Source organism: Nocardia sp. MDA0666 (assembly GCF_003023875.1).
GTDB lineage: Bacteria > Actinomycetota > Actinomycetes > Mycobacteriales > Mycobacteriaceae > Nocardia > Nocardia aobensis.
In genome coordinates this window covers 24138-37939 of the sequence record NZ_PYHT01000011.1, presented here as the reverse complement: position 1 = coordinate 37939, position 13802 = coordinate 24138, and the positions used below count along the sequence as shown (strand labels likewise).

12 protein-coding genes are annotated in these 13802 nt (G+C 69.7%); 6 read left to right on the top strand and 6 right to left on the bottom strand.

Going from position 1 to position 13802, the window contains the following annotated elements; translation table 11 throughout:
- Positions 1–349: 349 nt before the first annotated feature.
- On the top strand, positions 350–1018 hold the full coding sequence (locus C8258_RS17070; RefSeq protein WP_106956027.1) for an NAD(P)H-binding protein: 669 nt from the start codon (positions 350–352) through the stop codon (positions 1016–1018).
- A 62-nt stretch (positions 1019–1080) separates the two neighbouring features.
- On the top strand, positions 1081–2052 hold the full coding sequence (locus C8258_RS17065) for an EamA family transporter (RefSeq protein WP_106956026.1): 972 nt from the start codon (positions 1081–1083) through the stop codon (positions 2050–2052).
- On the opposite strand, the gene C8258_RS17060 is transcribed toward C8258_RS17065, so the two are convergent.
- The gene (locus C8258_RS17060) at positions 2025–2783 is read right to left on the bottom strand and encodes a MerR family transcriptional regulator (RefSeq protein ID WP_106956141.1); all 759 of its coding nucleotides are present in this window, start codon (positions 2781–2783) and stop codon (positions 2025–2027) included. The genes C8258_RS17065 and C8258_RS17060 overlap by 28 nt on opposite strands.
- 74 nt (positions 2784–2857) lie before the next feature.
- A complete protein-coding gene (locus tag C8258_RS17055) occupies positions 2858–3487 on the bottom strand; it encodes a TetR/AcrR family transcriptional regulator (protein WP_158271270.1) in 630 nt (209 codons plus the stop codon).
- A 48-nt stretch (positions 3488–3535) separates the two neighbouring features.
- Between C8258_RS17055 and C8258_RS17050 the strand changes: the two genes are divergently transcribed.
- On the top strand, positions 3536–6709 hold the full coding sequence (locus C8258_RS17050; RefSeq protein WP_106956024.1) for a carboxyl transferase domain-containing protein: 3174 nt from the start codon (positions 3536–3538) through the stop codon (positions 6707–6709).
- Positions 6710–6734: 25 nt separating this feature from the next.
- Here the strand turns inward: C8258_RS17050 and C8258_RS17045 are convergent, their stop codons facing one another.
- Positions 6735–7532: an SAM-dependent methyltransferase gene (locus tag C8258_RS17045; RefSeq protein WP_106956140.1), complete on the bottom strand. Its 798-nt coding sequence runs from the start codon at positions 7530–7532 to the stop codon at positions 6735–6737.
- A 168-nt stretch (positions 7533–7700) separates the two neighbouring features.
- On the bottom strand, positions 7701–8843 hold the full coding sequence (locus C8258_RS17040) for a hypothetical protein (RefSeq protein ID WP_233225144.1): 1143 nt from the start codon (positions 8841–8843) through the stop codon (positions 7701–7703).
- A 585-nt stretch (positions 8844–9428) separates the two neighbouring features.
- Here C8258_RS17040 and C8258_RS17035 point away from each other — a divergent pair.
- Positions 9429–10007 carry a DinB family protein gene (locus C8258_RS17035; protein WP_106956023.1) on the top strand — a complete coding sequence of 193 codons (579 nt, stop codon included), beginning with the start codon at positions 9429–9431 and terminating at the stop codon, positions 10005–10007.
- A 67-nt stretch (positions 10008–10074) separates the two neighbouring features.
- Here the strand turns inward: C8258_RS17035 and C8258_RS17030 are convergent, their stop codons facing one another.
- Entirely contained in the window at positions 10075–10548 is a 474-nt protein-coding gene (locus tag C8258_RS17030; protein ID WP_106956022.1) for a flavodoxin family protein, read from the bottom strand.
- A gap of 75 nt (positions 10549–10623) precedes the next feature.
- Here C8258_RS17030 and C8258_RS17025 point away from each other — a divergent pair, with 75 nt between their 5' ends.
- Both C8258_RS17025 and C8258_RS17020 read left to right on the top strand, forming a co-directional pair.
- A complete protein-coding gene (locus C8258_RS17025) occupies positions 10624–11385 on the top strand; it encodes an enoyl-CoA hydratase (protein WP_106956021.1) in 762 nt (253 codons plus the stop codon).
- Positions 11386–11470: 85 nt separating this feature from the next.
- Positions 11471–12247, top strand: a complete 777-nt coding sequence (locus C8258_RS17020; RefSeq protein ID WP_106956020.1) for a hotdog domain-containing protein — start codon at positions 11471–11473, stop codon at positions 12245–12247.
- A 13-nt stretch (positions 12248–12260) separates the two neighbouring features.
- Here C8258_RS17020 and rox read toward each other — a convergent pair whose 3' ends face one another.
- Positions 12261–13679 carry a rifampin monooxygenase gene (gene rox, locus C8258_RS17015; RefSeq protein WP_106956019.1) on the bottom strand — a complete coding sequence of 473 codons (1419 nt, stop codon included), beginning with the start codon at positions 13677–13679 and terminating at the stop codon, positions 12261–12263.
- Positions 13680–13802 lie beyond the last annotated feature (123 nt).

The window sequence follows — 13802 nt, the reverse complement described above, 5'->3', positions numbered from 1 at the left end:
CCCGGATCGCGGCGTCCCGCGCGATCGCCTCACACCGTCACACGAACACTGGCACCGTAATCGCTGATCATTGGCAATCGGCGTATTTCGGCGGCAACGAATGTGGAGTCGATAACGGCGGTTTCCAGCGATCATGTAGCACTCACCGCTCGCCCTCTGGTATTTCCGTCCGGAACCGACTGGTCCGCGCCCAGTTGCACGCCATCTTCCGCCGCGATCCGGCCTCGCCTCCGAACCGTTCCCCCCGGTACTCGTCGCGGCTGATGTGGCACACCCGGGCGCGGTGCGTGTCGGCGCGGAGTCCACAATCGGCACTGGACCGCACTCGCCGACAGAGAGGTGATCACTCGTGAAGGTGTTCCAGATCGGCGCGGCGGGCGGCGTGGGCCGCCGCCTCGCGCAACGGCTGACGGACCGCGGTGACCAGGTCACCGGTATGCACCGCAATCCCGAACAGGCCGAGACCGTCGCCGCGACCGGGGCGACGCCGGTGGCGGGCGACCTGATCCACGACACCGTCGAGGATTTGGCGGCCAAGATCGCCGGGCACGACGCCGTGGTGTTCTCCGCGGGCGCACACGGCACCGGCCCCGACAAGACCACGGCGATCGACGGCGCCGGCCTGGAGAAGGCGGCCGCCGCCGCGGCGCAGGCGGGCGTCTCGCGCTTCGTGCTGGTATCGGTATTCCCCGATGCCGGCCGCGACCGCGAAACCTCCGAGGGGTTCGAGCACTACATGCGGGTGAAGAAGTCCGCGGACGTCCACCTGACCCACACCGCGCTCGACTGGCTCATCGTGCGCCCGGGCACGCTGCTCGACGATCCGGGTTCGGGCACCGTCACCGCCGGGCCGGCCATCGAATACGGGTCGGTCGCCCGCGACGATGTCGCCGCCTTCATCGACGCGGCCCTGCACGAACCGGCGCTGAACCGGGTCATCGTGGAGCTCACCGGCGGCAGCACTCCCGCCGCCGATGCGGTGGCGGAACTCGTGGCCGTGACCACTCCCCGTAGCTGACCGTGGCGCCGCCCCCGCGAAAATCATGTGACAGCCGTCGACGCCGGGCCTAGCGTTCTCGCATGTCGAGGATGGCGCCCGACGCCGGCGCCGGGCGGCGGCTGGGCTCCGGCACGAGTTGCGCGGTGGTGTCGGCGGTGTCGTTCGCACTGTCCGGCCCCGTGGCTCGCGCCCTGATGAACGCCGGGTGGAGTTCCGCGGCGGTGGTGATCGTGCGGGTCCTCATTGCCGCGGCGGTGCTCGCGCCGCTCGCGGTCGCCCAGCTCCGGGGGAACTGGAAATTGTTGCGTGTCAACGCGTTTCTGCTCATCGGGTACGGCCTGGTGGCGATCGCCGGGGTGCAGCTGGCCTATTTCACCGCCGTCGCGCATCTGGCGGTGGGGCAGGCGTTGCTGATTCAATACACCTCCCCGATCGCGGTGGTCGGCTGGCTGTGGCTGCGTCATCACCAACGGCCGGCGGTGCCGACAGTGGTCGGCGCGTTCCTCGGCCTGGCCGGGCTGGTGCTGGTGATCGATCTGCGTTCGGGTGGCGCAGCCGATCGGATCGGCATCGCGTGGGCCCTGCTCGCCATGGCCTGCGGGGTCGCCTATTTCCTGCTCTCCGCGCGCGGTGACGGCACACTGCCGGGAACTGTGCTGGCCGCGGGCGGACTGCTGGTGGGTGGGCTCGGGCTGCTCGCCGCGGGCGGAGCGGGCGTTCTTCCACTGGTCGCGAGCACGAATCCCGTTGTGTACCAGGATGTCACGGTGCCGTGGTGGCTGCCGCTCACGATCCTCGGCACCGTGACCGCCGCCCTCGCCTACGTCGCCGGCATTGCCGCCACCCGCGTGCTCGGCTCCCGCGCCGCGGCGTTCACGGGCCTGCTCGAGGTGGTAGCGGCCCTGATCTTCGCGTGGGCACTGCTCGGTGAGGCCCCGCGCCCCGTTCAGCTTCTCGGCGGGGTGCTGGTCCTCACCGGCGTGCTCGTCGTGCGCCGCGGCGAGGCGGCCACCGCCGGCGCCGATCAGTCGGTGAGCCGCTGCTCGGCGTAGACGGCCATGGCGTCGCGCTGGTATTCGGCCAGGCCGGCCGCGATCCGGTCGTAGTTCGCCTTGAACCGCTCGTCGTCGACGTACATCTGGCCGAGGCACGTGTAGGCGCTGCGGTTCGGGGTCCAGAAACAGCGGATTCCCTCGTACTGGGTGTGGATTTCGGCCTGTACCGCCGCATCCTCGACCGGTGTCCCGGCCGCCATGAACTCGGCCATCCGGATCATCGTCGCCGTCAGTTCCCGCTGCATGCGCTCGACATCCTCGGCGGTCATGTCGGCGCTCGCCTGCCGGGACTGCTCGAACTGTTCGGGCCAGCGCTGCCGGGCCTCGTCGTCGTACTGCGTGTGATCGAAGCCCGCGAACAGATTCTCCGGGCGATTGATCTGCACTGACATCTCCTTGTTCCCTTCGAGTTCGGCGATGGTGCGCGCCACGGTCTCGGCCACCCGTCCCAGCCGGTCGCGTTCGGCGAGCAGCCGGGCGTACTGGCGTTTGAGCGCCGCCAGCGTGTCCGGTTCGGAGTCGACCGCCTCGGCGATCTCGGCGAGTCCGAGCCCCAGCTCGCGCAGCACGAGGATCTGCTGCAGCCGCAGCAGGCTGTGCTCGTCGTAGTAGCGATAGCCGTTGCTGCCCACGTGAGCCGGGGTGAGCAGGCCGATGTCGTCGTAGTGGCGCAAGGCGCGGGCGGTGACTCCCGACATCTTCGCCACCTCCGCGATCGACCAGCTCATGGTGCTTCCCATCTGTCCTGAGGCCGGTCGCTCCGGCCTCGTCTTCGACGGTAGAAGTTGCCGTAACGTGAAGGTCAAGCCGAATTCTCGGCGGCCGGACGCAGCCCGAGCAGGGTTTCGGCGATGCGCCGCATCTCCCCCAGGTATCGGGCGCGCTCGTGCGGCGGATCGGCGCGGCGGTCGAGTATGCCGCGGGTCAATGCGTAGCCGACGGTTTCGGCGACGACTCGGACCGGTGCCGTGGGGGCGATGGTGCCGGCGCGGTGTTCGCGGTCCAGATAGCGCGTGAAGCGGCGGATGGGGCGTTCGGAGATTTCGGCGGCCAGTTCGCCGATCTCGGGGTCCACGGTGCCGCGCTCCTCGATCAATCGCAGCAGCGGCCCGGCGTGCAGCACCGCTTCGGCGAACGATTCGATGGTGGCGCGCAACATCTCTCGCGGATCGGAGTCGGTCAGATCGGGTTCCTGGGCGGCGAGGAATTCGTCGCGCACCCGCGTGGCGAGGGCGTGGAAGATTTCGTCCTTGGAGGCGAAGTACACATACAGCGTCGCGCGGGAGACGCCGGCCCGGGCGGTGATCGCGGCGACGGTGGTCGCCGCGTAGCCGCGTTCGATGAAGACGTCGGCCGCGGCATCGAGCAGGCCACGATGCCGGTCGGTCTCCGAGCGTTCCCGGGCCGCGCGCACTCTCCACGCCGACGTCATACCGTCCAGCATATTGACGTTGACGTCAATGTCAATCAGACTGGCGGCATGCAGGTGGTGGTGGTGAACCGGGGTGAAGTGGCGGTCCGGGTGTTGCGTACGGCGCGAGAGCGCGGCTACGGCACACGGGCGTTGTCGACGGCGGACGAACCGGACGCGATGCCGGTGCGGCTGGCCGACGAGGCGGTCCGGCTCCCCGGCGCGGGAGCCGCGGCCTACCTCGACATCGACGCCGTCGTCGCGGCCGCCGCCATCGCGGGACCGGGCGCGCTGGTCCATCCGGGCTACGGATTCCTCAGCGAGAGCGCCGATTTCGCCGCCGCCTGTGCGGCGGCGGGTCTGGTGTTCGTCGGGCCCGCTCCGGAGGTGCTGCGGATTTTCGGTGACAAGGTCGCCGCGCGGCGCGCCGCGGAACAGGCCGGTGTCGCGGTACTGCCCGCCACCTCCGGCGCCGCCGGGCCCGAGCAGATCGAGGCGCTGCTCACCGCCCACCCCGAGGGCGTGATGATCAAGGCGACCGCCGGTGGCGGCGGTCGCGGCATGCGTGTGGTGCGCCGCCGCGAGGAGCTGGCGCAGGCCTACGCGCACTGCCGGGCCGAGGCCCGCGCGGGTTTCGGTGACGACACCGTCTACGCCGAGGCGCTGGTCGAACACGCCCGCCACATCGAGGTCCAGATCATCGCCGACGGTTCGCGCGCGGTCGCGCTCGGCGATCGCGATTGCAGCGTGCAGCGGCGCCGCCAGAAACTGATCGAGATCGCGCCCGCGCCCTCCCTCGTGCCGGATCTGCGCGAGCGCCTGCACGCCGAGGCGGTACGACTGGCCGAAACGGTCGGCTGCCGGGGCGTGATCACCGTCGAATTCCTGGTGCGCGACGACACCGCCTGGTTCCTGGAGGTCAATCCGCGGTTGCAGGTCGAGCACACCGTCACCGAGGAGGTGACGGGCCTGGATCTGGTGGCCGTGCAGTTCGATCTCGCGCAGGGCCGCGCCCTCGATGATCTCGAGCTGTCCGCCACCGGCCGCGGGTATGCGGTGCAGGTGCGTGTCAATGCCGAAATCCTCAGCGCGACAGGCGATGTCCTGCCCAGTACCGGTGTGCTCACCCGGTTCACCCCGCCGACCGGATCCGGTGTGCGCGTGGACACCGCCGCCTACAGCGGTATGCGCCAAGGCGCCGGTTTCGATTCCCTGCTGGCCAAGATCATCGCGCGCGGACCGACCTTCCCGGCGGCGCTGCGGCGGGCCGCCGACGCCCTGGCCGAAACCACGATCGACGGCGTCGACACCACGGTCGCCCTGCAACGCGCCGTCCTCGACGCGTTGCCCGGCGACACCATGGTCGACACACTGTGGTTCGAACGCCACAGCGCCGAATTGACCGCCCGGGCCGAGGAATCGGCTCCCCCGCCGGCGCCGCCGGTCGAGGCTGCGCCGGTGGCGGTGGACCGGTACGACGGCGACGAGCAGGTGTTGCGCTCACCGCTGGGTGGCACGGTGATCAGTGTCGTCGAACCGGGCACGGTGGTGGCCGCGGGCGCCGAGGTCGCCGTCGTCGAGGCGATGAAGATGCATCACGTGGTCCGCGCCGGACAGCCGTTGCGGGTGGTGCGGGTTCTGGCCGAGCCCGCGACGGTGGTGGATCCGCATGCGGCACTGCTGGTGTGGGACGACGCGGATCACGACGGCGAGGACGCCGACGTCACGGCCGTGGATCTCGACGCCGAACGCGACGATCTGGCGCAGGTGCGGGCCCGCCATCGTGCCGGACTCGACGAGGCACGCCCGGAGGCGGTCGCCAAACGGCACCGGCTGGGGCGGCGCACCGCCCGCGAGAACATCGCGGATCTGGTCGATGACGACAGTTTCGTCGAATACGGGGCGTTGGCGGTGGCGGCGCAGCGGTCCCGGCGCAGCATCGAGGATCTCATCGCGAATACGCCGGCCGACGGGCTCGTCGCCGGGGTCGCGACCGTCGACGCCGCCCGATTCGGGCATGACCGCGCGCGGGCGGTGGTGATGTCCTACGACTACACGGTGCTGGCCGGCACCCAGGGCATGCGCAATCACGCCAAGACCGACCGGATGCTGGAACTGGCACGCGAACAACGACTTCCGGTGGTGTTCTTCACCGAGGGCGGCGGCGGCAGGCCCGGCGACACCGATCACGGGGGTATCTCGGGACTGGACGTGACGACCTTCCGTGCGATGGCCGCGCTGTCGGGCACGGTCCCGCTGATCGGCATCGTGTCCGGGCGCTGCTTCGCCGGTAACGCGGCGTTGCTCGGGATGTGCGACGTCGTCATCGCCACCCCCGACGCCAATATCGGCATGGGCGGGCCCGCGATGATCGAGGGCGGTGGACTGGGTGTCTACGCACCGGAGGAGATCGGCCCCGTGCGGGTGCAGCGCCGCAACGGTGTGGTGCACATCGTCGCGGCCGACGAAGCCGAGGCGGTGGCGATCGCCCGCGATTATCTCGGCTATTTCCAAGGGACCGTGGACACGTGGGAGGAGCCGGACCCGCGCCTGGCCCGCCATGTGGTGCCCGAGGATCGGCTGCGGGCCTACGACATCCGCGCGGCCGTGGCCGCGATCGCCGACACCGGTTCGGTCTTGGAATTGCGCCGCGACTGGGGCGTGGGCGTGGTCACCGCCTTGATCCGCGTACAGGGCAGACCCTTCGGGCTCATCGCCAACGACTGCCATCACCTCGGCGGCGCGATCGACGCCCCCGCCGCCGACAAACTCAGCGCCTTCCTGCGGCTGTGCGACGCACACGGCCTGCCCATCGTATCACTGTGTGACACACCGGGTTTCATGGTAGGTCCGGAGGCAGAAAAGCATGCCACGGTCACGAAGTTCAGTCGCCTGTTCATCGACGCGGCCGCCATGTCGGTGCCGTGGGGCACCGTCATCCTGCGCAAGGGCTACGGCTTGGGTGCACAGGCGATGGCGGCCGGCTCGTTCCGTGCCCTGCGGTTCGTCGTCGCCTGGCCGACCGGGGAAATCGGCGGGATGGGTCTGGAGGGAGCGGTGCGGCTGGGCTTCGCGAAGGAACTGGCGGCGATCGAGGATCCGGTGCAGCGCAGCGCCGCGTTCGACAATCTGGTGCGCGCGGCCTACGAGAGCGGGAAGGCGCTCACCGCCGCGACGGTACTCGAACTCGACGATGTGATCGATCCGGCGCAGACGCGCCGCTGGATCGGCACCCTGCGCTGAGCGCGGGCGCCGATCCTGCTGCGGCTCAGGCGGATTTGCGGGCCAGCCCCGCGACGATCAGCTGCTCCCACACGCTGAGTTCGCGTCCACTGCCGGAATCGTCGGCGGCCGACTCCGGCCACCAGCGCGCGCACGGCTGCAGGCCCGGATCGATCAGTTCCAAATCGCCGAACAGTGCCTCGATCTCGTCGTCGTTGCGCCAGCGACCGCGCCCGAAGGCGTCGAGCACCTTCCGCTCGGTGGTGTTGGTCTCGCGGTTGTGCCCGGAACGGAAATGCGAGATGTAGACCTGGCTGCCGGCCGGAACACGGGCGGCCCAGTCGCCGACCACACCGACCGGATTCTCGTTGTCCTCCACGAACGCCAGCACGACCCCGAACAGCAGGCCCACCGGTTCGTCGAAGTTGATCAGCCGCTTCACATCGGCATCGCCGGCGATGTCCGCGACCTGGCACAGATCACGACCCAGCACCGCGATCCGATCGTCGACCGACAACAGCGCGCGGCCGTGGGCGACGACGAACGGATCGTTGTCGACGTAGACGATCGGCGCGTCGGGATGCTGGCGGCGCACCACGTCGTGCACGTTCTCGGCGGTGGGCAGTCCGCACCCCAGATCGATGAACTGGCGAATTCCGTTGGCGCACATGCTACGTACGGCGCGGAGCGTGGCCGCCCGGGCGGTGATCGCCACCTGCTCGGAACCGGGCAGGAAGTCGATGAAGTAATCGGCGAGGTTCTGGTCGACGCCGTAGTTGTCGCGCCCGCCGAGAATGTAGTCGTATACCCGTGCCACGCTCGGCCTTGCTTGCCGCGCTCGCATGGCGTCGTCGTTCACTAGTCACCTCTCGATTCCCACGACGCCCGTCGCAGCCGTGGCTGATTCAGTTGTCGAGCATAGCGGTCGGCCCCGACCGAAGCCGACGATCGACTCGGTCTCGGCGTGGTTTTCGATACCTGGCGCCGGTTGATTGCGAGAATGTTCACCACATCAGCGGGGATCGGCCATTTCTGGTGCGCCAGTGCCGGATTCGCGCGCATCGCCGGTCCGCGTGCCCGTACGCCGCGACAGCTCGGCATCGAGTTGCGCCTCGGCGCGTTCGGCTCGGGCCAGGGTCTGGCGGCGCGCGTCCTCGACCGCCGCCAGCCGGGCCGCGGTCTGCTGTGCGACATGTTCGGCGGCCGCGGCGGCTTCGGCGCGCACGGCGGCGATATCGTCGGCGGCGCGCTGTTGTGCCGCAATCGCTTCCGCGCGCATCCGGTCGATGTCGCCGCGGGCGCGGACCAATTCCGCCCTGACCTCGTCCAGGGTCCGGTTACGTTCGGCGACAGCCGATTCGGCGCGCTCGATGGCGCGTTCGGCGTCGGCGGCGCGCTGGACGGCCAGGTCGCGTTCGGCGCCGGCGGCGGTGATGCGCTGGGCACTGTCGCGACGCACCTGTTCGAGTTCGGCGGTGAACGTGGTGCGCGCCAGGTCGGTCTGTTCGGCGGCCTGCCGCCGCGCCTCCTCGATGTCGTGGGCACACTGTGCGCGAACCGCGCGGATCTCGGCGTCGGCCTCCGTGCGTGCGGCGAAGACGTCGTCGGCCGCCTGTTTGCTGACGCGCTGCACTTCTCGCAGTGCGTCGTCGCGTGCGGTGAGCGCCTCCGCGATGCGCGCTTCGGCGGACTCGGCGGCCGCAGCGGCATCCTCGGCCGCGGATTCGGCTGCGGCGCGGGCTTCCTCGGCCTCGCGTCGCGCCTTCTCCGCCGCCACGGTCGCCACCTCGGCTTCGGCGATGCGGCGCGCGGCATCGGCCTGCACGGCCTGGACCTGCGCCTCCGCCACCGAGGGGTCGGCCAGAGTCGACAATTCGGCCACGGCTACGGACAACGTGTTACTCAGCTGATCGGCCAGGCTCCGGAATTGAGTGAGCATCTCGTCGGCCCGCAACCGGGCGGCGGTCACCGGACCCGGTTGCGTCACAGTGACGTTCGCCTCCCGCTCGTCGCCCTCCTCCTGGCGGCGCTGTCGCTCCCGCCATGCCCGCCATCGGGTGTGCTCGGGGTGATCGCAATATTCCGAGGGCCGTCCCGGCGTTCCGCCGCGGGTGATGGTGCGCGTACAGCCCGGGTAGTTACAGATGCTCGACACAGAGGAATCGTAGCGTTTGTTTCGTCGTACCCAACGGAATGACACGAAACGAAAGAGGGTGGACGCCACATGATTCCGTGTGGGTCTGACCCCCGATAAGTGAACCTTATCGGAGGTCAGCCCACACGTCTCCGTTGAATCCGCCCTGGCTGTTACGTTTACGTTTGGTCGCAATCAACCAAACGTAACCCCAACGCAACTGCCGGAAAACTGTGCTCGGTGGTACGTGTGTACCAATCGACTCACAGGTCGGAATACATCTCCGCCAGCGACCGCAGCTGTGAGTTCGAGTCGAACACCAGATCGACGCGGCTGCTGGTCTCGGAGCCTCCGGCGCGGCGGGCGCGACAGCAGATGGGTGCGGCGCCTCATGGATTGCCGGGTCGAGGCGCCGAGCCGAATCTCGTCAAGCGGCGGGCCGGGCGACGAGGATGAGGTGGTGACCTATAGCGCAAGCCGTCGCCCGCAGGCGCGTGGTGGTCGCCCCGCGCCGTGAATTTCTTACATCGGCGACAAGCGGACATGATCCGACCTAGTTCCCTGCGATCGTCGGTGCCGAGTCGACAACAACCCGAAAGGACCACGATGACCATCGAGAACACCCCGGCGGCCGCACTCGACGGCGAACGGGCCGATCTGCTCGCCCAGCTCGCCGCCGCGCGCAGCGCCTTGCGCGCCACCGTCGACGGGTTGACCGACGAGCAGGCCGGCGCGCATCCCACCGTCAGCGCGCTGAGCCTGGGCGGGCTGGTCAAACACGTGGCGGCGATGGAGGACAACTGGCAGCGGTTCGTCGTGGAGGGCCCCTCGGCCATGAAATACGAGCTGCCCGAGGGCGTCACCTGGGCGGACTTCGCCTCCGGCACCGCGCGGGAGTTCCCGCAGTGGGCCATCGACCACCGCAACACCTTCGTGATGCTGCCCGGCGAAACACTCGCCGACATTCTGGCCCGCTACGAGCAGATCGCCGCGCGCACGGAGGAGATCATCGCCGCGGTACCCGATCTCGCTGCCACGCACCCGCTCCCCGACGCGCCGTGGCACGAGGCGGGGGCGGTCCGTAGCGTGCGCCGGGTGCTGATGCACCTCATCCACGAGACCGCGCAGCACGCCGGCCACGCCGACATCATCCGCGAGTCACTGGACGGCCGGACCGCAGGCTGACCGGCCGATCGCCGCGGCGGGCCGGGTGCTGTCTGCCCGCCGGGCGAATGATCGGGGTGCGGAAGCGTCAGGACCCTGCCGTGATGCGGGCGCGTAATCCTTCGGCGAAGCTACGCGCAGCGTGGAGGTCGGCGGCGTCGGGATGGCCCTTGCTGACCCCGCCGACTATCCGCATCGGCAGCCAGGTATCGAGCCCGCGGCAGGTGAACGTGTCGACCACCGTGAAGCCGCGATCGGTGAGAAGTGTTGCGAGGGAACGAGTGTAGCGGCGCAGGGGCGTTTCCGGCATGCCGCTGGTGGCGTAGACGAAGGCCTTGGTGCCGGACTGCGTCGGCAACGCCCGGATCAGCTCGCGCAAACGGGGATGGAAGTTCATGGTGAAGATTCCGGACCCGAATCCCACGAGGTCGCAGGAGGCCAATTCGCCGGGATCGAGTTCGTCGGGCCCGACGACTCGGGCGCCGAGCACCTCGCCCAGGGCATCGGCGATACGCCGGGTATTGCCGTGCGATACCGAGACACAGACGATGACGGCCTTCATGCGGTCTCCCTTGCTCGGCCGGTTCGACCGGGATTCCCGGATCGTATCGACCGCACACTCCCTTACGATGACGCCATGGCGGAGATCACGGTGGAGCGGCGCGATACGGTCGCGGTGGTGACGGTATCGGACCCGCAGCGCCGAAACGCGTTGACACTCGGGCTGTCCGAGCAGTTGGCGGCGGCGATCGCCGAGGCGGAGGCCGATGCCGGCGTGTACGCGGTGGTGATCACCGGGGCTCCCCCGGCATTCTGCGCGGGCGCCGACCTCAGCGCACTGGGCGAGGCGGCGGAGGAGGGTCTGCGGGCCATCTACGCCGGATTCCTCGCCGTGGCCGAATGTTCGCTGCCCACCGTCGCGGCGGTGGGCGGGGCCGCGGTCGGCGCGGGACTGAATCTGGCTCTGGCCGCGGATGTGCGCCTCGCCGGGCCCCGCGCCCGGTTCGATGCGCGATTCCTGCGGCTGGGTATCCATCCCGGCGGCGGCATGACGTGGATGTTGCAGCGCGCCGTCGGTGCGCAGCGGGCCGCGGCCATGACGCTGCTGGGCGAGATCCTCGATGCCGACGCGGCGCACAGTGCGGGCCTGGTACATCGTGTCGTGCTCGGTGACCACGACGACTTGGTTTCCGCCGCAGTCGAATTGGCGGCCGGCGCGGCCGAGGCGCCGCGCGAGTTGCTGATCACCACCAAACGCACCATGCGCCACACGCGCACACTGGACTCGCATGCCGAGGCCGTCGACGCGGAGATCGTGCCCCAGGTGGCATCGCTGGATTCCGCGGAATTCGCCGCCCGGCTGGCCGCGATGAAGGCGCGTATCAGCGCCCCGCGATAGCCGACGAGAATGCAATTCTCCTTGAAGTAGAATCAGATCGCTCGCGTGTGGCCCGGCCGGGACGCACCGCACCGGAGGAGATGCCGTGAGTGTCGAAAGCAGACTGTCCCCGCGCCGCCACGTGCTGCTCGAACTCGGCTTCGCCACCCGGCGCGCCGGCGACGATGTGCACGGATCCGCGACCATCGTGCCGGAACTGCACGCGCCGGGAACCACGCATCTGCGCACCTCCATCCTCGCCACCTGGGCCGATACCGTGGCCGGACTACTGGCGTCGCTGGTGATGCATCCACGGGTCCCGGTGACCCTGGAACTCGACGTCCACCTCTACCGGCCCGCGCCCGCCGCCGGGCAACTCGAGGCGATCGGCCGCACCGTGAAGGTGGGCCGCTCGGTCTTCGTGGCCGAGATCGACTTCGCCGTCGACGGCGAACCGCTGGCACTGGCCGGTGCCTCCTTCATGGTCGCACCCGACCCGGACCTGCAACTTCCCCGCGCGCTCAGCCTCGATATGCCGGCCGGGCGCGACCGGCTCACCACTCCCCTGGCCGAACGCCTGGGCTGCGAACGCGTGCGCCCCGGCGTGGCCGTACTCCCGCGCACCGACGAGGTACTCAACGCCGCGGACAGCGTCAACGGCGGCCTCATCGCCGTCGCGGCCGAGGAAGCCGTGCTGTCCCTGGCTCCGGGCGACAGCCTCGGCTTCCTCGGTCTGCGCTATCTGCAACCGGCCAAGGTGGGTCCGGTGACGGCCACCGCGACGGTGCGCGGTGGCGTCGGGCGTGTCGATCTGCGCGACACCGGCAGCGACGACCGGCTCGCCACCATCGCCACCGCCCGCACCTTCGGTGCCGCGACCTAGCTCGGGCGCGTGATCAGGCCGCGCCGAACCACGTCGGCAGATGGGCGAGCAGATCGTCCTGATCGCCGCCGACCCATGCGACATGCCCGTCCGGCCGCAGCAGCACCGCGGGCACATCCAACTCCTCGCTGACATCGACGACGTGATCGACCCGATCGGCCCATCCCGCCACCGACAGCCGGCCGGTCTGATCCAGCAGCAGTCCGCGGCCCGCGTGCATCAGCTCATAGAGGCGCCCGTCTTTCAGCCGCACATCCCGCAGGCGCCGGCCCAGCAGTTCGTGTCCGGTACCGAAGTCGTAGCGGATCGCGGTGGCGGTGATCTTCTCGGTGAGCCGCCGGTTGACCTCGTCGATATCGATGAGCTCCGTGAGCAGCCGGCGCACCGCCCGCGGGCCCGGCTCGAGCGACATCAGCTCCATCTGGGCGCGTGTGTTGTCCAGCACGTCGGCGGCGACCGGGTGCCGCTCGGACTCATAGCTGTCCACCAGACCGGCCGGGGCCCACCCGGCGAGTTCGGCGGCCAGCTTCCATCCCAGATTGAACGCGTCCTGGATGCCCAGGTTGAGGCCCTGCCCGCCGACCGGCGGATGGATGTGCGCGGCATCTCCGGCCAGCAGGATCCGCCCGGATCGATACCGCTCGGCCAGCCGGGTCGCGTCGCCGAAACGCGACAGCCAGCGTGGTGAATGTACGCCGAAGTCGGTGCCGGCGGTGGCCACCAGCTGCCGCTTCACCTCTTCCATCGTCGGCGGCACCGTGCGGTCCTCGGACAGTCCCTCGGCCGGCACCACGAACCGGAACGTCCCGTTGCCCGACGGCCCGACCCCGAAGCGCCGCTGTGTCTTGCGGACCTCGGTCACCACCGCGGTCACGGTTTCCAGGGGCGCGTCCAGCTCGACCTCCCCCAGCAGCGTCTCCACCCGCGACGGTTCACCGGGAAAATCGATTCCCGCGAGCTTGCGCACGGTGCTGCGCCCGCCGTCGCAGCCGACGAGATACTGCGCACGCAGCCGGCTGCCGTCGGCCAGTTCGACTGTCACACCGTCCGCGTCCTGGATGGCGCCGACCACCTCACAGCCGCGCCGGATGTCGACGCCGAGTTCGGCCGCATGCTCGGCGAGCAGCCGATCGGTGACGGTCTGCGGAATGCCGAGCACATAGGCGTGCGCCGAGTCCAGCTCCGGCTGCGGTGCCGTGATACCTGCGAAGAACCCGCCGACCGGGTACTTCGTGCCCAGCGCGATAAACCGCTCCAGCAGCCCGCGCTGATCCATCACTTCGATACTGCGCGCGTGCAGGCCCAGCGCGCGGACCACCTTCGTCGGCTCGGTCTCCTTCTCCAGCACGACCGGGTTCAGGCCGTGCAACCGCAACTCGCACGCCAGCATCAGACCGGTGGGTCCGGCACCGGCAACGATCACGTCAATCATGAAACCCCATTCGACACGGTGAGGGCACAGCCCACGGAACAGCCGATTTCCGCAGGTCGTGGCGTTGGCCCGACGATTGTGCAGCACACCCCGGGCCTTGCCGCAAGGCCCCCCGTGCGCTAT